General features: G+C 70.1%; 18 protein-coding genes. 7 read left to right on the top strand and 11 right to left on the bottom strand.

The annotated features are described in order from the left end of the window. Positions 1 to 455: 455 nt before the first annotated feature. The 3 genes from INT49_RS17550 to sigJ all read left to right on the top strand — a co-directional run bounded on the left by INT49_RS17550 (position 456) and on the right by sigJ (position 2624). Positions 456 to 980 carry a DUF779 domain-containing protein gene (locus INT49_RS17550; protein ID WP_193119044.1) on the top strand — a complete coding sequence of 175 codons (525 nt, stop codon included), beginning with the start codon at positions 456 to 458 and terminating at the stop codon, positions 978 to 980. A gap of 125 nt (positions 981 to 1105) precedes the next feature. After that, complete coding sequence (locus INT49_RS17555; RefSeq protein ID WP_193119045.1) at positions 1106 to 1708, top strand: carboxymuconolactone decarboxylase family protein; 603 nt, start codon at positions 1106 to 1108, stop codon at positions 1706 to 1708. Between the two features lie 13 nt (positions 1709 to 1721). Next, on the top strand, positions 1722 to 2624 hold the full coding sequence (sigJ, locus tag INT49_RS17560) for an RNA polymerase sigma factor SigJ (protein ID WP_193119046.1): 903 nt from the start codon (positions 1722 to 1724) through the stop codon (positions 2622 to 2624). A gap of 60 nt (positions 2625 to 2684) precedes the next feature. Here the strand turns inward: sigJ and INT49_RS17565 are convergent, their stop codons facing one another. Next, complete coding sequence (locus INT49_RS17565; protein ID WP_193119047.1) at positions 2685 to 3254, bottom strand: TetR/AcrR family transcriptional regulator; 570 nt, start codon at positions 3252 to 3254, stop codon at positions 2685 to 2687. 94 nt (positions 3255 to 3348) lie between these two features. On the opposite strand from INT49_RS17565, the gene INT49_RS17570 reads away from it, so the two are divergent. The 3 genes from INT49_RS17570 to INT49_RS17580 all read left to right on the top strand — a co-directional run bounded on the left by INT49_RS17570 (position 3349) and on the right by INT49_RS17580 (position 5861). After that, positions 3349 to 3948 (top strand): dihydrofolate reductase family protein, encoded by a 600-nt coding sequence (locus tag INT49_RS17570; RefSeq protein WP_193119048.1) that lies wholly within the window; start codon positions 3349 to 3351, stop codon positions 3946 to 3948. Positions 3949 to 4171: 223 nt separating this feature from the next. Continuing rightward, positions 4172 to 4951, top strand: a complete 780-nt coding sequence (locus tag INT49_RS17575; RefSeq protein ID WP_226850871.1) for a phytanoyl-CoA dioxygenase family protein — start codon at positions 4172 to 4174, stop codon at positions 4949 to 4951. Positions 4952 to 4958: 7 nt separating this feature from the next. Continuing rightward, on the top strand, positions 4959 to 5861 hold the full coding sequence (locus tag INT49_RS17580) for a helix-turn-helix domain-containing protein (RefSeq protein ID WP_193119049.1): 903 nt from the start codon (positions 4959 to 4961) through the stop codon (positions 5859 to 5861). Positions 5862 to 5874: 13 nt separating this feature from the next. Here the strand turns inward: INT49_RS17580 and INT49_RS17585 are convergent, their stop codons facing one another. The 4 genes from INT49_RS17585 to INT49_RS17600 all read right to left on the bottom strand — a co-directional run bounded on the left by INT49_RS17585 (position 5875) and on the right by INT49_RS17600 (position 12787). Beyond that, entirely contained in the window at positions 5875 to 7020 is a 1146-nt protein-coding gene (locus INT49_RS17585; protein ID WP_193119050.1) for an FAD-dependent monooxygenase, read from the bottom strand. Positions 7021 to 7296: 276 nt separating this feature from the next. Beyond that, positions 7297 to 8628, bottom strand: a complete 1332-nt coding sequence (locus INT49_RS17590) for an ISL3-like element ISPfr3 family transposase (RefSeq protein ID WP_087137594.1) — start codon at positions 8626 to 8628, stop codon at positions 7297 to 7299. 290 nt (positions 8629 to 8918) lie between these two features. After that, positions 8919 to 10919 carry an ABC transporter ATP-binding protein gene (locus tag INT49_RS17595; protein ID WP_226850880.1) on the bottom strand — a complete coding sequence of 667 codons (2001 nt, stop codon included), beginning with the start codon at positions 10917 to 10919 and terminating at the stop codon, positions 8919 to 8921. 104 nt (positions 10920 to 11023) lie between these two features. Beyond that, positions 11024 to 12787, bottom strand: coding sequence for an ABC transporter ATP-binding protein (locus tag INT49_RS17600; RefSeq protein WP_193119052.1), 1764 nt, complete (start codon positions 12785 to 12787; stop codon positions 11024 to 11026). A 317-nt stretch (positions 12788 to 13104) separates the two neighbouring features. Between INT49_RS17600 and INT49_RS17605 the strand changes: the two genes are divergently transcribed. Beyond that, a complete protein-coding gene (locus INT49_RS17605) occupies positions 13105 to 13959 on the top strand; it encodes a Rossmann-fold NAD(P)-binding domain-containing protein (protein ID WP_193119053.1) in 855 nt (284 codons plus the stop codon). A gap of 6 nt (positions 13960 to 13965) precedes the next feature. Here the strand turns inward: INT49_RS17605 and INT49_RS17610 are convergent, their stop codons facing one another. The 6 genes from INT49_RS17610 to arsB form a co-directional block, all read right to left on the bottom strand. Further along, on the bottom strand, positions 13966 to 14322 hold the full coding sequence (locus tag INT49_RS17610; protein WP_193119054.1) for an iron chaperone: 357 nt from the start codon (positions 14320 to 14322) through the stop codon (positions 13966 to 13968). A gap of 148 nt (positions 14323 to 14470) precedes the next feature. Beyond that, positions 14471 to 15172: a potassium channel family protein gene (locus INT49_RS17615; RefSeq protein WP_193119055.1), complete on the bottom strand. Its 702-nt coding sequence runs from the start codon at positions 15170 to 15172 to the stop codon at positions 14471 to 14473. Then, the gene (locus tag INT49_RS17620; protein ID WP_319021689.1) at positions 15165 to 16526 is read right to left on the bottom strand and encodes a TrkH family potassium uptake protein; all 1362 of its coding nucleotides are present in this window, start codon (positions 16524 to 16526) and stop codon (positions 15165 to 15167) included. Before INT49_RS17620 ends, INT49_RS17615 begins: the two co-directional genes overlap by 8 nt. Before the next feature lie 146 nt (positions 16527 to 16672). After that, a complete protein-coding gene (locus tag INT49_RS17625; RefSeq protein ID WP_193119057.1) occupies positions 16673 to 18106 on the bottom strand; it encodes an NAD(P)-binding domain-containing protein in 1434 nt (477 codons plus the stop codon). 23 nt (positions 18107 to 18129) lie between these two features. Beyond that, complete coding sequence (locus INT49_RS17630) at positions 18130 to 18567, bottom strand: arsenate-mycothiol transferase ArsC (RefSeq protein WP_193119058.1); 438 nt, start codon at positions 18565 to 18567, stop codon at positions 18130 to 18132. Continuing rightward, complete coding sequence (arsB, locus tag INT49_RS17635; protein ID WP_193119059.1) at positions 18564 to 19676, bottom strand: ACR3 family arsenite efflux transporter; 1113 nt, start codon at positions 19674 to 19676, stop codon at positions 18564 to 18566. Before arsB ends, INT49_RS17630 begins: the two co-directional genes overlap by 4 nt. Positions 19677 to 19702 lie beyond the last annotated feature (26 nt).

The following is a 19702-nucleotide window of genomic DNA, read 5'->3' on the forward strand; positions in this document are numbered from 1 at the left end:
AGACCAAGAACCTGCTGGTCAGCTATTCGGAGAAGAAGCTCGGCTTCTTCTGATCGGCGCGGCCGGCTCTGACCGACGGGACCGGCCTGATCAGCATCGACGATCGTGATCGGCACCGCCGGTACCGATCGGCACGACCGACGGGCCGGTCCGCGGGGCTCCCCGGACCGGCCCGTCGGCACCATCGCGGGAGGAGAGATCATGCATGAGGATTCCGACCAGCACGATATGAGCATCCCCGGGCCCTACGAGCCCCCGATGCCGCCCCCGGGGCAGCCGCCCACGGACCCGCCGGGACCTCCTCCCGGTCCGCCGTCGCAGCCCTTCCCGGGTGAGCCGCTCGAGCCGACGCCCGAGCAGCCTCGGCCCGAGCCCGAACCGGATCAGCCGCCGCCGGATCAGCCGCCCCCGGGCGCTCCCCCGTCGACCCCCTTCGGGCAGGGCGGAGGCCTCCGATGACGACCGGATCCACCGGTGCACAGCCGACGACACTCGGGGCCGACAGCGCGCGAGCGACGAGGAGCACCGAAGGGGCGAGACCGACGGAGCCCGGGCCCAGGGTTCCGCCGCCGACCTCGGCCGACGACGTGCTCGAGGCAGAGCCCACGATCGAGGGCGAGGACTTCTCGCGGGTGGCGTTCACCCAGGCAGCGGTCGCGCAGATGCAACGGCTCATCGACCGCAACGGTCCCCTGATGTTCCACCAGTCCGGGGGCTGCTGCGACGGCTCCTCCCCCATGTGCTTCCCCGAGGGGGACTTCCTCACCGGGGACGCCGATGTTCGGATGGGCCATGTCGAGGTCCCTCTGCCAGGCGGCGGCACCTCACCGTTGGACTTCTGGATGAGCCGGGAGCAGTTCGCCTACTGGCGCCACACGCATCTCACGATCGATCTGGTCGACGGGCGCGGCGGCGGCTTCAGCCTTGAATCTCCCGACGGGAAGAGGTTCCTGACCAGGTCGCGGATGCTGGAGGACTGACCACCCGAGAACTGACAGCTCCAAGACCGACGGCCTCTGACAGGCGGGATGTCACAGACCTCCACCGCCCGGTGTCCTCCTCACGAACGGCCCGTCGAGTGGGCCCGCTGAACGAAGGAAGCGCCATGTCTGCCATCACGCCCCTGCGCACCGTGTCCACGTCGAGCGGTGCGCCGCGGATACCCCTGGATCGCGACGGCCGCTTCGAGAAGGTCGCCGGCTGGGTGGTCCGTCGCGTCTACGGAAAAGTCCTGGACCCGCTCAAGGCCTCCTTCCACCATCGGCCCGTCCTGGTCTCGACGGTGGCCCTCGAAGCGACCGCCTCGCGCTGGAAGAAGCTGCCGCCCACCCTCCAGGCCCTGGCCACGATGGCCCCCGCCCACGAGATCGGCTGCTCCTGGTGCACCGACTTCGGCTACTGGGAGTACCACCACCGCGGGGTGGACCCGCGCAAGCTCCGCGACGTCGCCTCCTGGCGCACCAGTTCGGCCTACACCCCGCTGGAGCGGGCGGTGCTGGAGTACGCGGAGGCGGCGACGGCGACCCCGTCTGCCGTGACCGACGAGATGGTCGCCGTGCTCCGCGAGGACCTGAGCGACGGTCAGGTGGTCGAGCTCGCCTCGCTGGTCTCGCTGGAGAACTACCGTTCGCGCACGAATGCGGGTCTGGGCCTGAGCAGCCAGGGGTTCAAGGACGGGTGCGACGTCCCCTCGAGCCTGGCGCACTGACCACAGGAGCCCCATGAGCACAGCGCACGCCCGCGACTTCGAGACCCATCGCCGAGCGCTGCTCGGCGCGGCCTACCGTGTGCTCGGCACGGTCCAGGACAGCGAGGACGCCGTGCAGGACGCCTGGCTGCGTTGGCAGCACGTGGACCTCACAACGGTCCGCGAGCCCCGCGCCTTCCTGCTCACGGTCGTCACCCGCACGGCGCTGAACATCGTGCGCTCCCGCAGCCGACTGCGGGAGGAGTACATCGGCCCCTGGCTGCCCGAGCCCGTCTCCACGGGCGCCGACGCGGATCCTGGTCACGCCGCGGAGATCGCCGATGACGTCTCGCTGGCCCTGCTGGTCGTGCTCGAATCGCTCTCCCCGCTCGAACGTGCGGCCTTCGTGCTCCACGACGTGTTCGCCGCCCCGTACTCCGAGATCGCCGAGACTCTCGAGCGCTCCGAGACCTCCGTGCGGCAGCTGGTCAGCCGCGCGCGGGCGCATGTGCGGGAGCGTGCCCCGCGCCATCCGGTCGACGAGGACACGCACCGCGCCCTGACCGAGGCGTTCCTGGGCGCCGTGCGCGGCGCGACCGATCTGGAGGACATGGTCGCAGTGCTCTCCCCCGACGTCGTCCTGACGACCGACGGCGGCGGGATCGCCAAGGCCGCCCGGCGCCCGATCCTGGGCACGGACAACGTGCTGCGCTTCGTCGCCGGCGTCCTCGCGAAGCCCGAGGTCATGATCCTGTCCTGGCAGGTCGCCGAGATCAACGGGCGTCCGGCGCTCGTGGGTCACGACGGGCCGCGGGTCGACTGCGTGGTGTGGGTCGAGGGGACCGACGCGGAAGCAGGTCCCGCCGGAGCCGGCTACGAGGTGTCCCGCATCGACATGATCCGCAATCCCGAGAAGCTCGGCGCCGTGCGGGTCTGAGACACCGCAGCGATCACGCGGCGTCGATCCCGGCCCACCTGCTCACCACGGCCCTTCTGCTCACCGCGGCAACAGCCCGTCGACGAGGGCGTCGACGATGTCGTCGATCGAGTCCTCGGGCCTCAGCGGACCCGTGAGACGGTCCAGCAGCAGCCCGTCCACCGCATAGTGGAACAGGGCGATCTCGTGAGCTCCCCCTGGGAGCCCGGCGGCCGCGTTGAAGGCGACATCGCCCGCGAAGCCCTCGCGCCGCCACGTCACCAGCAGCTCGGCGATCTCCGGCCGACGGGTGCTCTCCAGGCGCAGCTCGAACAGGGCGATCGCGACCTGCCGCTCACCGAGCAGTCGGCGCGCGATATCGCGCAGGTACTGGGCGAACAGGTCCCTGCTCGGCGGCAGGCCCTCTCGCTCGCGCACGAACTCCGCGCTCGGGGCGAGCCGTTCGCCGATGCGTCCCACCAGGCCCTCGATCAGCGCGGTGCGGGAGCTGAAGTAGTTCGACGCCGTGCCCAGCGGGACCCCGGCGGCGCGGTCCACAGCGCGGTGGGTCAGGCCGCGGGCGCCCTCGTCGGCCAGCACCGTCAGGCCGGCGTCGGCCAGCGCCCGTCGGCGTTCCTCGTTGCGTGCCATGGAAATACCCTAGCGCGAACCACCACAGGTGTCGTACTCTCGACCACCACAGCTGTCGTGGTCCGCGACGGCGCCCCGCACCCCTGGAGTCGACATGCGTGAGCTCATCTACTACGTCGCCGTGAGCTTGGACGGCTATATCGCCGGCCCCGAGGGCCAGTTCGACGCCTTCCTCGTCGAGGGCGATCACCTCGCCGGCATCAACGCGGAGTTCGGCGACACCATCCCGACCGACATCGCCGCGCATCTCGGCATCGACCAGTCCGGCGGTCGATTCAGCACCGTCCTGATGGGCGCGGCCACCCACGCCGTGGGACTGCCGGACATGCCCAGCCCGTACCGGCACCTCGAGCAGGTGGTGTTCACCCATCGCGAGCTCGAGCCCGCGGAGAATCTGACCACGACGGACGCGAACCCCGTCGAGGTCGTGCGCGAGCTGAAGCAGCGCGGCGAGGGCTCGGGCGGCGGCAGGGATGGCGGCACCGGCGACATCTGGCTGTGCGGGGGCGCCGACCTCGCCTCCCAGCTGCACGGCGAGATCGATCGCCTGGTGCTCAAGCGGCAGCCGTTCCTGTTCGGCAGCGGCATCCCGCTGTTCGCACCCGGTGACTACGCGCCCGTCCGCTTCGACCACGTCCGCACGCGCGACTTCGACAGCGGGGTCGCGCTCACCGAGTACGTGCGGCGCCCCTGAGCGCGCGCACGCGGCCAGGGCCGCAGCACGCCGGCCGGGCGATCGGAGAACCGGGATCGCACGCGGCACGACGGAGCCGGACCCTTCCTGCTCCTGGCGCTCGCGGACGGCGTGTCCGTCCCGCGAACATCCGCGTCCGCTCTCTGCCTGGTGGGCTCGCACGGAGCTTCCTAGGCTCGAGGAGCACGCACAGTTGACCGCACACCACTCACACGAAGGGTCGATGATGACCACCCTCTCCACTGCTCCTGCAGATCTCGACGCTCTGGCAGATTCCTACGACGAGCAGGGCTATGTCCTGGTCAAGGGCCTCCTCACGAAGGAGGAGGCGGCCGAGTACCGCGCTCGCAGCCACGAGCTGATCTCCTCCCTGGACCGCGGCGACGACCCGACCTGGTCTTCCGCCTCCGACGTCGCCATGGGGCAGAAGACCAGCCTCCAGCACCTCCACGACGCCCAGTTCTACGATGCCGCGTTCACGCGTCTGCTCACGGATCCGCGCTTCACGTCCGTCGCGGCGGCCGTCATGCGCACCCCGAACGTGCAGCTGCACCACACCAAAATGTTCATCAAGCCGCCGGAGAACGGGTCCCCGTTCCCGCCTCACCAGGACTACCCGTTCTTCCCGCACCGGAACGACTCGGTGGGCGCGGCGATCTTCCACTTCGACGACGCCCCCGACCTCAAGGGCTGCGTGCGCGTCGCCCCGGGCAGCCACAAGGAAGGACCGCGCGAGCACGACCCGGCGGGCAGCTACCACCTCCCCGACTTCCCCACCGACCAGCTCGTCCCGATGGAGGCCGAGGCCGGCGACGTCCTGTTCTTCACCTACTTCACGGTGCACAGCTCCGGCGTCAACATGAGCGACGAGGCCCGCACCACGTGGCTCGTGCAGTACCGCGATCCGGCCGATCGGCCGTTGACCGACCAGCACAAGGAGTCCCTCGGCCAGGGCCTCATCCTCGCGGGAACCGATCCCACGGGTCGGGCCGAGCAGGCATGATGCTCGGGTGACCCTCGATACCGTCGCCCGCGCGACGACCTTCGTCGACCTCGCCGGTCTGCTCGTGACCGGCGAGGTCGACGGGTTCGACGTCGACTACCTCAGCTGGGGCTTCTACGCGCCCGCGGTCTGGCGCAACTACGCGCACACGCATTCCTACTTCGAGGTGTGCCTGGCCTACTCGGGCTCCGGCACCTTCAGCGTCGAGGGCGAGGTGCAGGAGATCGAGGAGGGCGCCTTGTTCGTGGCGCGACCGGGCGACGTGCACGAGATCATCTCCGACCCCGTCGACGGGCTCGGGATCGCGTTCTGGGGATTCACCCTGCAGCCGACGGGTGCGACGTCTGCCTCGGCCCCCGGGTGGTGGAGCGGACTGCTGCGCGCCGACCGCCCGCTGGTCTCCTCCGAGCTCGGGTCCCTGCCCGTGCTGATCGCGGCGCTGGCCGCGGAGGCCGCCGCTCCACGCTCCGGGGTCAGCGAGCAGCTCAAGGCTCTCGGCACCGCTCTGGTGATCGAGACCGCACGGGCCTTCGCCGCGCCCGACGACCTCGCCGTCGCCCTCGACCCGGAAGCCCGCACCACCTCGAGCGTGGCCTCCATGGAGCGCTACCTCGCCGACAACCTCGCACGCCCGGTGCAGGTGCGGGACGTGGCCGCGGTCGTGCACCTCTCCGAACGGCATGCGGCGCGGCTCTTCGCGCGGGAGACCGGGGAGTCGCTCATGGCGATGCTGCGCCGGCTGCGCCTGGAGCGCGGCGCCCACCTGCTGCTGGAGACCGACGACCCGATCGCCCAGGTGGCCCGCACCTGCGGTTATCCCGAAGCGCGCCCGTTCATCACCGCGTTCCGCCGCTACTTCGGGCAGCCGCCCGGCACCTTCCGCAGCAATGGCGGCACCCTGCACCTGTGAGCCGGCACGATGCTCAGGCGGCGACGAACTGGCGGCTGAGCAGCCGGCTCACGCCGGGCAGGCCCATCGCGCGGCGCCCCACCTGCTGCACGCGAAGCTGGAACGTGGTGGCCGGGATGAAGGCCGACGCGCTGAGGCGACCGGAGCGCCGCACCTTCTCCGCCGTGGGCCGCCACCGCCGCTCGTACTCCGCCAGGCCCACCTCGATGTGCGGACCGGCGGCCCGCAGGCTCCTGGCCAGCGCCTCGGCGCCGGCGATCGCCAGCGACGTGCCCTGCCCGGCGAGCAGCGACGGCGCGTGGGCCGCATCTCCGGCCAGCACCACGCGTCCACGGCTCCAGCGCGGCGCATGGCTCTGCGCCACGAGATCGTCGTAGAAGGAGTCCGGGACGTGGGTGAGAGCCCGGTCGATCTGCGGGTGCAGTCCGCTGAACCGCCGACACAGGCGATCGGGGTCCGGGACGGGACGCTCCGTGCCTTGGCGGTCGACGCGTTCGGCGAACATGACGCCCACCTGATCGACGTCGGCCGCATACAGCCAGCCCACCCGCTGGATCGAGTCGGACATGAGCATCCGCTCCCCCAGCTCATGGGCCAGCTGCGGATCCTCGTAGAGATAGCTGGCGGCGCGGTACCCCATCGGCAGGATCGGGCCGTGGCCGGGGGCGACCTGCTCACGGACCGGCGAGCGCACGCCGTCGCAGGCGACCACCAGATCGGACGTCAGCACCTCACCCCCCGCGGTGACGACCGCCGCTCGCTCCGGGCCGACGTCCTCCACCTCGACCACGCGGGTGCCGTAGCGGAGGTCCACGGAGTCCGGGAGCTGAGCGAGCAGTCCGAGCTCGACCTCGGGGCGGAGGATCGAGAAGTAGCGCCCGCCGGCGGCCTCGACCAGGGGGCCGGCGTCGATCGTGCCGCTGTCGGAGCCGTCCGGCAGGCCGTAGCGGACCCCGTCGAACACGTGCCCGCGCAGGCGCAGCTCCTCGAGCACGCCCATCCGCTCCGCGGCGACGAACCCGGGGCCGAAGAAGTCGATCATGTAGCCGCCGCCGCGTGGCCCCGGGGAGGACTCCAGCACGGTGACGCGATGATCGGGGGCGAGCTCATGGGCCAGCGCGAGGCCGCAGACCCCGCCGCCGACGATCGTGATGTCCATGCTCCGACGCTACTCCCCGCGAGTGGTCCAGACCACACAGCACCGGTCGCTGAGCGCCCCGGTCCTCGTGCTCCCCGCCTCGTGTCCCACGCCCCACGCCCCACGCCCCAGCGAATCCGACGCAGCCACCATGCCCCGCGACCACGATCGCGGCCACAGCCACGGCCACGGCTGCCGACTACCGATAACCGATTGCCAATTGCCGATTGCCGATAACCGATTGCCAGCGGGGCAAAGTTGGGGGAATGGCGAGCTCGTTCCCCCAACTTTGCCGGCTCATCCGAATCCAGGGTGTAGTCGGGGTCTGAACCCGCCGGTCTCGAGCAGGGATCTGGCGATGTAGTTGGTCAGGTTGCGGAACCCCAGCGCCGAGCCGCGCAGGTGCTCGAGCCTGCCGTTGATCGCCTCGGTGGGCCCGTTGGAGGTGCTGGGCCGGTCGAAGTAGGCCAGGACGTCGGCGGCGCGCTTCTTCAGCGTCCTGCCGAGCTTGGTGATCTCGACCAGGGCCTTGGGGACGCCGGTGCTGATCGAGTCGATGAGCCGGGCCATCAGCTCGCGGCCGTGGCGCCGGTTCTCGTGGCGGTAGGCGGCGATCATGCGCTGGTAGACGCTCCAGGTGACCTCGACCTCGACGTGGGCGTCGTCGGCGAACAGGGTGTCCAGTCGGTCCTTCTGCTTGTCGTTGAGCAGGTCGGCGCCGGTGGACAGGGTCCGGCGGGCGGCATAGAGCGGGTCGCCCTTGCGGCCGCGGTGCCCACAGATGGCCTGCTGAACTCGCCGTCGGCACTCATCGAGCGCCTCGCCAGCGAGGCGCGTGACGTGGAAGGGATCTAGCACGGTCACCACGTCGGGCAGTTCCTCGACGGCGGCGGTCTTGAACCCGGTGAAGCCGTCCATCGCGACCACCTCCACGCCGTCGCGCCACTCCTGCGGGCGGTCGGCCAGCCAGGTCTTGAACGCCTGCTTGGAGCGTCCTTCGACCATGTCCAGCAGCCGTGCCGGGCCGGTGCCATCTCGCACTGGGGTGAGGTCGATGATCACGGTGACGTACCTGTCGCCGCGACGGGTGTGCCTCCACACGTGCTCATCGACCCCGACGACCTTCACCCCCTCGAAGCGGTGCTCCTCGTCGATCAGCACCCGCTTGCCCTCGGCCATAACGGCGTCGTTGGCGGTGTCCCAGGCCACCCCGAGCCCCTCGGCGACCCGAGCCACGGTCAGGTGCTGGACCACGATCCCTTCCAGCGCCCACCGCAGAGCGCGCCGAGACAACTTGGCCCGGGGCTCGGCCGCGGCGGTGGTGTCCTGGCGCCACACATACCCGCAGCCGCTGCAGCGGTAACGGCGCACGACGACCTCCAGCGTCGTGGGCCGCCAGCCCAGTGGTTCGTGGGCAAGCCGTCGGACCACGGTGTCACGTGGTCTCCCTTCGCAGCCGCAGCGCCGGCACCACTGGTCGGGCTCGACCACCTGACAGGCCAATACGGCACGATCCGGCTCGAGTCGCTGCCCGGTGACAACGAGGCCGAGTTCGTCGAGGCGGCAGAAGGCAGTCAGGTCGGGGCTGGCGAACGCATCAGCGCGCCCGCCGACGGTAGCGTCGTGCACGTCGAGGTCTTTCGGGCTGAGTGTGTAGGAGCTCTCATCCTCGGGAGACCTCGACCCTCACCCCGACACCGACGCGCCGGCCCGCCGCGCGACGTGCGCTACACCCTCATCTGGGAAGAGCCACTTTGCCCCGCTGGCCCTGCACCCCAGGCGGAGGAGGTGTGCCGGGGTCGGGGGTACAGAACGTGAGCCCAGGCGAGGAATCCGTGACCGGGCAGCGCGAGGTACAGCTCGGCGGGGCAGCACCTGGCTAGGCGTGAGCGGGGCCGTCCGGGGTGTCGGGCGCCTGGCTAGGCGTGAGCGAGGCCGTCCGGGGTGTCGGGCGCCTCGCCGGCCACGGCGGCCACCTCGCCGGTGACGGCTGCGGACCCCGCCAGCACGGCGTCCTCCGCGTCGGGATCCACGCCACCGGCGAACTGCGACCAGTACAGGCGGTGATAGGCGCCCTCGGCCTCGAGCAGCGCGTCGTGATCGCCCTGCTCCACGATGTCGCCGTGCTCCATCACGAGGATCACGTCGGCGTCGCGGATCGTGGAGAGGCGGTGCGCGATGACGAAGCTGGTGCGGTCCGTGCGCAGCGCCGCCATCGCCTCCTGCACGAGCACCTCGGTGCGGGTGTCCACGGAGGAGGTGGCCTCGTCGAGGATCAGCAGCGCCGGATTCGCGAGGAAGGCGCGGGCGATGGTGATCAGCTGCCGCTCACCGGCGGAGATGTTCGCGCCCTCGTCCTCGATCACGGTGTCGTAGCCCTCGGGCAGGGTGTGCACGAAACGGTCCACGAAGGTGGCGGTCGCCGCCGCGATCACCTCGTCGTCACTCGCGTCGAGACGCCCGTAGCGGATGTTCTCGCGGATCGTGCCGCCGAACAGCACGGCATCCTGCAGCACCATGCCCACCTGGCTGCGCACCGCGCCGCGGTCCAGGGCCCGGATGTCCACGCCGTCGAGGCGGATCTCGCCGCCGTCGATCTCGTAGAACCGCATGATGAGGTTGACCAAGGTGGTCTTGCCGGCGCCGGTGGGTCCCACGATCGCGATGGTCTGGCCGGGCTCGGCGACCAGGGTGAGGTCCGTGATCAGCGGCTTGTCGGCCGTGTACGAGAAGGCGACGTGGTCGAACTCGATGCGCCCGCGGGTGGGGGCGGTGAGCTCGGCTCGCTCGATGCGGCGGCGCGGGAGGGCACTGCCGGCGACGGGGCCGTCGAGAGCGGGAGTGCCGTCGAGAGCGGCACCCGGGGCGGTGATCTCCCCGTCGGCCTCCTGCTCCTCGGCGTCCAGCAGCTCGAAGATCCGCTCGGCCGAGGCCACGCCGGAGATCAGCATGTTCGCCATACCGGCCACCTCACCCAGCGGCGCGTTGAACTCGCGCGAGTACTGGATGAAGGCGACCACCTGGCCGAGGCTGAGCTGCCCGCTGGCGATCCGCAGACCGCCCACCACGGCGATCCCCACATAACCCAGGTAGGTCACCCACTGCATGATCGGCATGATCATGCCGGAGTAGAACTGCGCCTTGAAGGACGCCTCGTACAGCTCCTCGTTGCGCGTATCGAACTGCTCGAGCATCGAGTCCTGGCGGTCGAACACAGTGACCAGGTCGTGGCCGGTGAAGGACTCCTCGACGTGGCCGTTCAGCCGCCCGGTGTTGCGCCACTGCGCGGTGAACAGCTTCTGCGACTTCGATCCGATGATGCCGATGACCACGCCGGAGATCGGCAGCGCCACCAGGGCGATCACGGCCAGCTGCCAGGAGAGGTAGAACATCATCGCGGTGATGCCCACGATGGTGAGCACCGCGTAGACCAGAGAGGCGAAGGCCTGCTGGAGGGCGGTCTGCACGTTGTCGACGTCGTTGGTGGTGCGCGAGAGCAGGTCACCGCGCTGGCGGGTGTCGAAGTACGAGAGCGGCAGGCGGTTGACCTTCGCCTCGATCTTCTCCCGCAGGCGGTACACGATGCGCATGACCACGTCGTTGAGCAGCCGGCCCTGCAGCCAGTCGAACAGGGCCGCCACGAGGTACATGCCCAGCACGACCAGCAGCAGCCGTCCCAGCGCCGGGAAGTCGACGCCGTCGCCGGTGAGGACCCCGTCGAAGATGACGTCCATCGCGTCGCCGAGGATCGAGGGTGCCCACACGGTGAGCGCCGTGGAGATGATCCCGAAGGCCAGCACGATCCCGAGGCTGAGCTTGTGATCTCCGAAGGTGCCGGCCAGGCGCAGTGCGGAGGGCCAGAAGGCCTTGGCCTTGCGCGGCGCGGACTCGCCCCACTCACCGCTCATGGAGTCCTGCATCTCGAGGATCTCGGCCTCGGTGAGATCCGGGGCGGCCGCCCCGGATCGCGGCGTCGCCCCGTCGGCCGGATCCGTCACGTTCTCTCCCTGCTTCTTCGCGGCGCTCATGCCGGCTCCTCCACGGTGATCTGGGAATCGACGATCTCCCGGTAGGTCGTGCTGGTCTCGAGCAGCTCCTCGTGGGTGCCGCGGCCCACGATCCGACCTTCGTCGAGCACGAGGATCTGGTCGGCGCCGGTGATGCTGGAGATGCGCTGGGCGACGATGATCCGCGTGGCGCCCTCGGTGTGCGCATCGAGCCCGGCGCGCACCGCGGCGTCGGTGGCGACGTCGAGGGCGGAGAAGGAGTCGTCGAAGACGAACACCCGGGGCCGGGCCACCAGGGTGCGGGCGATGCACAGGCGCTGGCGCTGCCCGCCGGACACGTTGGTGCCGCCCTGGGAGACGCTGGACTCCAGGCCTGTCGCCGCTCCCTCCCCCTCGCCGGTGGTGCGATCGGCGACGAACTCGGTGGCCTGGGCGATGTCGAGGGCGCGCCACAGCTCGTCCTCGTCGGCCGTCGGATCGCCGAAGCGCAGGTTGTGCGCGATGGTGCCGGAGAACAGGTACGGCTTCTGGGGCACGAGGCCGACGGTCGCGGAGATCGTGGCGCGGGCGAGGTCGGTGACCGGCACCCCGTCCAGGAGCACCTGGCCGCTGGTCGCGTCGTGCAGGCGCGGGATCAGGCTGATCAGCGTGCTCTTCCCGGAGCCGGTGGAGCCGATGATCGCCGTGGTGCGGCCTGCCTCCGCGGTGAAGGAGACGCCGTCGAGCACGGCGGCCTCGGCGCCCGGATAGGAGAAGGTGACGTCCCGGAACTCGACCGTCGCGCCGCCGTCGGCCCGATCCAGGGCGACCGGGCGGGAGCTCTCGGCGAGCGTGGGCGTGGTGTCGAGGACCTCGCCGATGCGCCGGGCGCTGATGATCGCGCGCGGGAACATCATGAACATGAAGGTGCCCATCATGACCGCCATGAGGATCTGCAGCAGGTACTGCATGAAGGCGGTCAGCGAGCCGACCTGCACGAGCCCGGCGTCCACGCGATGCCCGCCGAACCAGAGCACGGCGGCGGTGGCCAGGTGCAGCACGACGGTGATCGCCGGGCCCATGATCACGAACAGCCGGCCGATCCGCACCGAGGTGTCGGTCAGGGTCGCGTTGGCGTCCTCGAAGCGCGCGGTCTCGTGCTTCTCGCGCACGAAGGCACGCACCACGCGGATGCCCATGATCTGCTCGCGCATCACCGAGTTGATGGAGTCGATGTTGTCCTGCATGCGCTGGAACAGCGGCATGAGCTTCGTGACCAGGAGGCCCACGATGACCATCAGCACCGGCACAGCCACCCACACCAGCCAGGAGAGACCGGGGTCCTCCTGGATCGCCATGATGATCCCGCCGATGGACATGATCGGCACCATGACCATGAAGTTCAGGGTCATCAGCACGAGCATCTGCACCTGCTGCACGTCATTGGTGCCGCGGGTGATCAGCGTGGGGGCGCCGAAGCGACCCATCTCCTCGGTGGAGAAGCGGTCCACGCGGGTGTAGATCGAGCGGCGCACGTCCCGCCCCATGCCCATCGCCACCCGAGCCCCGAACCAGACCGAGATCACCGCGGTGATGACCTGCACCATCGCGACGATCAGCATGATCCCGCCGACGCGCCAGATGTAGTCGGTATCGCCCGTGGCCACCCCGTTGTCGATGATGTCCGCGTTGAGGCTGGGCAGGTACAGCGTGGCCAGCACGGTCGCCAGCTGCAGCACGATCACGGCGGCGACGTGCGGGAGGTAGGGGCGGAGGTGTCGCCGGATGACGGTCCAGAGCATGGAGGGTCCTTGGTGAGGGGTCAGGCTGGGGTACGGCAGTGCTCGCACCGCGATCGGCGGCAGGAACAACGGTAAAGTGGGAAGCGGACAGATCCTGTCCGCGAAGTGCACCGCGCCCCCGGGCACGGCGGCAGCAGTCCATTATTTCGTAGTGCCCCGCGCACCGCACCCGACTTTTGGAGGAGGACGCGGACCGCACAGTTCTGTGCACGCAGCGGGGTTCCGTGGAACCTCGGACCGAGGACGTGGCGCCACAGGTCGCGGTCAGGTCACCGAGAGACGATCCCCCGTGGACGAACACCCCGGAGGAGGCGACCGTGAGCGCAACAACCCTGCTCGTCGGCTGCGGCCGCGTCGGCATCCGCGTGGGCGAGCTGCTGCACGCCAGGGGCAGAGCAGTCGACGGAGACGGAGAGGTCGACGGAGGCAGCGAGATCGCCGGACTCCGCCGCGACCCGAGCACCCTGCCGCTCGCGTTCACACCGATCACCGCGGATCTCAGCGAGCCCCTCCCCTCCGCGCTGCCCGCGGTCGACACCATGGTCATCACGCTGACCCCGTCCGTCGCCGCGAGCTATCGCGAACCGCTGCAGCATCTCGCCGCCGCCCTCCCTGCGGCGCCCCGGCGCACCGTGTTCGTCTCCTCGACCCGGGTGCTCGAGGGCTACGACTCCTCCCGTCCGCTCACCGAGTCCGATCCCGCCCGTCCCCGGTCGGAGCGGGCCCACGTGCTCCTCGACGGGGAACAGGCCGCGCGCGAGCTGTTCGGGGCGAGCATCCTGCGACCGGCGGGCATCTACGGGCCCGGGCGCGATCACCTGATCAGGGCCGTCCTCGAGGGGCGCCCTGTCGAACACGGCCGGCACACGAATCGGATCCACGAGGTCGACCTCGCCCGGGCGGTCGTGACGCTGCTCGGCACCCCCGATCCGCCGGAGCTCCTGCACGCCGTGGACGGCGTCCCGTCGACCCTCGGCGAAGTCGTCACGCACATCGCACGGCGGCTCGGGAAGCCCGTGCCCCCGCGCAAGGAGCCGGATTCCGGCGTCGGCACCGTGCTCAACGGCACCGCTCTCCTCGACCTGCTCGGCTCTCTCGAGGTGCCCGACTTCCGCGCCGGGTATGGCGAGATGATCGACGGGTCTCCATCCCCGCTCGCCGATGCGCCGTGAGGGGCGTCAGCCTTCGACGCCCTGTCGCGAGGTCCGCACGAGACGTTCGACGAGGTCGTCCGGGATGGGCTTGCGCGGGGTGAACGTGATGCCGGTCTTGGTCGCCTTCAGGCCGGCGGCCGCGATCTCCGCGGCGTGCTCGGTCAGGGCGTGGGGACGCAGATACAGCCCGCACTGCTTGCTGAACGCCGCATAGCTGGCCACGACCGTGCCGTCGATCGTGAATCCGGGCATGGCGTAGGCGACGATCTCCTCGGCCTCCGGCAGGACCCGACGCAGGATCTCGCGCAGCCGCTGCAGTGCGGGCTGGAAGGCCTCGGGGGCCGACGCGATGTAGGCGTCGTGGTCGGTGATCGACGTCATGAGGGGGTCCCGCTTCCCATTCCTGGTCGTGGTCAGGCCGTGCGCTCCTGCGTCCTCCAGGGTACAGCGACCCCGAGAACCTGTCCTCGGCACCCTGCGGTCCCCTGACGACGAGGATCGCGGGGTCATGGGATCGGGGATCTCCGGGTCAGGACGAGGATCTGCTGAATCGTTCGGCTTTCCGGGTGGGTCCGGTGACCAGGATGATGTCGCCCTCCGTGAGCACGGTGTCCTCCGTCGCCGGCTGCCACGCCCCGTCGCGGTGCTTCACGGAGCTGACGGTGACTCCGAACTTGCGGCGGATGCCGCTGTCGCCGAGCCGTGTTCCCTCGTACTCGGGATTCAGCGCGGTCTTGACCATGGCGAAATCGGTGTCGATCTCGATGAAGTCCTGCATGCTGCCGAGCACGATGTGCGCGACACGGCGGCCCATGTCCTTCTCGGGGTACACGACATGCGGGATCCCCAGCTGCTCGAGGATCAGACCGTGCGCATCGCTGACCGCCTTCGCCCAGATCTGCGGGACCGAGAAGCGCAGCAGGAGCGAGGTGACCAGGATGCTCGACTCGATGTCGCTGCCGATCGCGACGACCACTCGATCGAACTCCGAGACGGACAGCTGGCGCAGCACCTGCTCATTGGTCGCGTCTGCCGCGACGACGTGGGTCAGCTGCCCGTTGAGGGCCTGGACGACGTCCTCGCGCACGTCGATGCCCAGCACCTCGGCTCCATCCTTCATCAGCTCGAGGGCCAGGGACTGACCGAACCTGCCCAGCCCGATGACTGCCACCGCATTCGCCGAGGAGACGGAGGAGGAGGGGACGGATCGGAAGAACCTGTGCTTAGCCAATGATCGGCCTTTCCTTGGGGAGGTCGTAGAGAAGAGTCCGCTGTCGCAGCGCGAGGCCGGTGGCCGCCGTGATCGGGCCCAGACGGCCGATGAACATCAGCACGACGAGAATCAGCTGGGCACTCGCGGGAAGATCCGCCGTGATCCCGGTGGACAGACCCACCGTGGCGAAGGCCGAGACCACCTCGAACAGGATCACGTCGAGCGAGAGGTCGGTCAGGAGCATGATGACGATGGTGGCGGCGACGATGAGGCCGGCTGCCAGCACGATGACGGTGATGGCCTGGCGATGCACCGCCCGGGAGAGGCGTTTGCCGAAGACGGTGACGGCGCCGGCGCCGCGCAGCTCGCCGAGCATGAGGAAGAACAGCACCGCGAAGGTGGTGACCTTGATGCCACCGGCGGTTCCTGCGGGTCCTCCGCCGATGAACATCAGCAGGTCCATGCCCAGCCAGGTCGCGGGATTTATCGCCCCGGTATCGACGGTGTTGAAGCCGGCTGTCCGCGTCTGGGCGGACATGGCGAAGCCGTTCAGGATCCGCAGATGGGGCGGCATCCCTCCCAGCGTCTCCGGATTGCTCCACTCCAGAGCAGTGATGTACAGGGTTCCCAGGGCGAGCAGGAGCGGCGTCGCGGCGACCACGATCCGGGTGTTCATCGACCAGAGGCGCACGGTGCCCAGATGCTTCCTCAGCTGCATCAGCACGGGGAAGCCGACACCTCCCAGCACCGTGGCACCGCTGGCCGTCAGGAGGATGACCGGGTCATCGGAGAAGGACATGAGGCTGTCGCTGTACAGCGCGAACCCGGCGTTGTTGAACGAGGAGACCGCGTGGAAGACCCCGAGCCACAGGGCGTCGCCCCATGTCTCGTCGTAGGCGAGGGCGAAGCGCAGCGTGAGGATCACCGCCGCGACCGCCTCGATCATCAGGGAGATCCGCACGACGCTGAGCACGAGGGTCCGCACGTCCTCGATGCCGAAGCTCTTCACCTCTGCCGCGGCGGTGAGCTTCGAGCGCAGGGAGAGCTTCCGGATCACGGCGATGCCGATCACGGAGGCGAAGGTCATCACGCCGAAGCCGCCGATCTGGATCAGCACCAGGATCACGACCTGGCCGAACGTGGTCCAGAAGACGGGGGTATCGACCACGATGAGCCCGGTCACGCAGAGGGCGGAGACCGCTGTGAAGAGGGCTTCCACGAGTGTGGCTCCTCTGGCCCCCGTGGAGGCCGACGGGAGCAGGAGCAGGAGGGTCCCGAGGAGACCGCAGGCGGCGAAGGCCAGGAAGACGGTCCGAGCGGGGCGCGGACGCCGGTCGACGGCGCGGGATGGGGTGAGGCCGAGTGGTGGCACGCGCGGAATCGTACGCTTCTTCGGCGCGGCCGCCGACCAGCCGTCGTGCCTGGAGACGCGGGCCTGTCCCAGCAGGTCCCGCTCGACCGGGAGATCGCCGTCGGGCGCCCCGCGGGACGGACCGCAGCCCGTCCCGCGTTCAGGTCCTACCTGACCGACAGGGTGATCGGCTGCGAGCTGGAGCAACAGGTGCTCGCGGCAGGTTCCGGGGCGCAGCAGCTCTCCCCGACGGGTGCCGGAGCCGGAGCCGGAGCGCAGCATCCCTCGTCACTCGAAGCCGAGGCCGAGGCCGAGGCGTCGCAGCTGCCGCCGAGGTCGGTGGTGCAGACCCCGGTCTCGGGGAGATCGAGGTGCACGGCATCGGCGGCCTCGCGGTCCCCGGCCAGCGCGGCCGCGATGGAGCGGACCTGCTCGTAGCCGGTGGCCATGAGGAAGGTCGGGGCGCGGCCGTAGCTCTTCATCCCCACGATGTAGAAGTTCTTCTCCGGGTGGGAGAGGACCCGTTCGCCGTGGGGTTCGACCGACCCGCAGGAATGGAACTCGGGGTCGATCAGCGGTCCCAGCTGTGCGGGCGCCTCGACGGCGGCATCCAGGCTGAGACGGAGCTCGGAGAGCATGCCGAGCTGGGGCCGGAAGCCGGCGGCCGGCACCAGCAGGTCGATCTCCTCGGTGCGCTCTCCGTCGGGCGTGGTCGCGTGCACGCTCAGTGCCTCGCCCACCGTGAACCTCGTGATCGTGAAGGAGGTGCGCACCTCGATGCGGCCGGTCTCGACGAGGCGCCGCAGCCGGGTGCCGAGGGCTCCGCGCGCGGCGAGCTCGTCCTGCTCCCCGCCTCCGTAGACCCGCGACACGTCGGCGGTGCGCACGGCCCAGAGGATCGAGAGGCTCGGTTCTTGCTCGGCGAGGTCCGCGAGATCGAGCAGCGTGTTGGCGGCCGAATGGCCGGCGCCGACGACCATGACCCGCTTCCCCGCGAACGCGGCGCGGTCCCGGCCGAGCACGTCAGGCAGCGCCCGGGTGATCCGGCCCGCAGCGCGCGCGGCTGTCTCGCCGGGCGCGACGAGCCCCGCCTGGCCGAGCGGGTTCGGGGTGGACCAGGTGCCGGAGGCGTCGATGACGGCGGAGGCGAGGAGGTCCTCGACCTGCCCGTCGGCGCTCTCGATCCGCACCAGGAAGGGCGCTTCGTCGCGCCCGGCGGTGCGGGTCTTGTCGAGCCCTGACCGGGAGACGGCGGCGACGCGCACGCCGTAGCGGATCGAGGGGGCGAGCTGCGGCAGCTCGGCGAGGGGCTCGAGATACTGCTCGCGCAGCTCGTGGCCGGTGGGCAGCGTGTCTCCGTCGGGCGCGGTCCATCCCTGGGCCCCGAGGAGGCGCCCGGCGGCGGAGTCGACGTTGTACTGCCAGGGCGAGAAGAGCCGCGTGTGGCCCCAGTCGGAGATGGCCGCTCCTGCCGTGGAGCCGGCCTCGAGCACGAGGAAGCCCACCCCGAGCTCGGCGAGCTGGGCGGCGGCGGCCAGGCCGACGGGGCCGGCGCCGATGATGACCACGGGACGGGTGGAGGTGGTGCTGGTGGTGAGCATGGAGGTCTCCTTGCTGCGAGAGATCAGGTCGAGGTCTGCGTGAGGTCGTCCAGGAGCGTGCGCACCCGGGCGTCGATGTCGTCGCGCACCAGGCGCATCCGCTCGGCGCCCTCGATGCCGCGCTCGGAGGGCTCGTCGGTCACCCACGTGGTGATCGTCCCCGCCATGCCCGGCACCGGCTCGACGACGGCCTCCTCGCCGAGCACCACGACCCGGTCCACGCGGGCCAGCAGCGCAGGGTCGATCGGCTTGGTGAATCCGGCGGACATGTCCGCGCCGACCTCGGCGACGACCTCGGCAGAGAGTGCGTTGATCGCGCTGCCGGGCTTCGTCCCGGCGGAGTGCACCTCGACGGCGTCTCCGGCGTGGTGGCGCAGGAGTGCGGCGGCCATCTGGGACTTGCCGCCGTTCTTCACGCACACGAACAGCACGGACGGGGCGGCGGAGTTCTGGGAGCTCATGCGGAGACCTTCTCGGTGGTGCGGGCGGGGACGGTGGTGTCACCGGGGAACAGGCGCGGGCCCAGCCAGAGGGACACGTAGACCAGGGCGACGAGCACGGGCACCTCGATCAGAGGGCCGACGACACCCGCGAGCGCCTGCCCGGACGTGACGCCGAAGGTGCCGATCGCGACGGCGATCGCGAGCTCGAAGTTGTTGCCCGACGCCGTGAAGGCCACCGTGGTGGACTTCGCATAGGTCAGCCCGACGGCGCGGGCGGCGACGAGCGAGATGAGGAACATGCCTACGAAGTAGGCCAGCAGCGGTAGGGCGATCCGGGCGACGTCCCAGGGGTTGGAGGTGATCGCCTCTCCCTGCAGGGCGAAGAGCAGCACGATGGTGAACAGCAGACCGTACATCGCGAAGGGGCCGATGCGGGGCAGGAAGCGGTTCTCGTACCAGTACCGCCCCTTCGCCCGCTCGCCGAGCACCCGGGTGAGGAAGCCGGCGAGCAGGGGGATGCCGAGGAAGACCAGCACGGAGAGCACGATCGCACCGACGGAGAACTCCGCCGATGTCACGGGCAGCCCCAGCCAGGAGGGCAGCACCTGGAGGTAGAACCAGCCGAGCGCCCCGAAGGCGAGGACCTGGAAGACGGAGTTGATCGCCACCAGCACGGCCGCGGCCTCCCGATCGCCGCAGGCGAGGTCGTTCCAGATGAAGACCATGGCGATGCAGCGGGCGAGGCCCACGATGATCAGTCCGGTGCGGTACTCGGGGAGGTCGGCGAGCAGCAGCCAGGCCAGGGTGAACATGATCGCCGGGCCCACGATCCAGTTCAGCACCAGCGACAGCACCATGAGCTTGCGGTCGGCGGTCACGCGGCGGGTCTCGTCATAGCGGACCTTGGCGAGGACCGGGTACATCATCACCAGCAGCCCGATCGCGATCGGCACGGAGATCCCGGCGACGGACATGCTCTCGAGTATCTGATTGAGCCCCGGAACGAAGCGTCCCAGCGCCAGGCCCAGGATCATCGCCGCGATGATCCAGACCGGAAGGAACCGATCAAGGAAAGACATCTCCCCGGCCACCCGGGTCGGCGTTCCGGGCGCTGCAGTCGTCGTCATGACGGGGACTACCTCTTCCTATAGAC

The sequence above is a fragment of the Brachybacterium tyrofermentans genome (assembly GCF_014897585.1).
GTDB lineage: Bacteria > Actinomycetota > Actinomycetes > Actinomycetales > Dermabacteraceae > Brachybacterium > Brachybacterium tyrofermentans.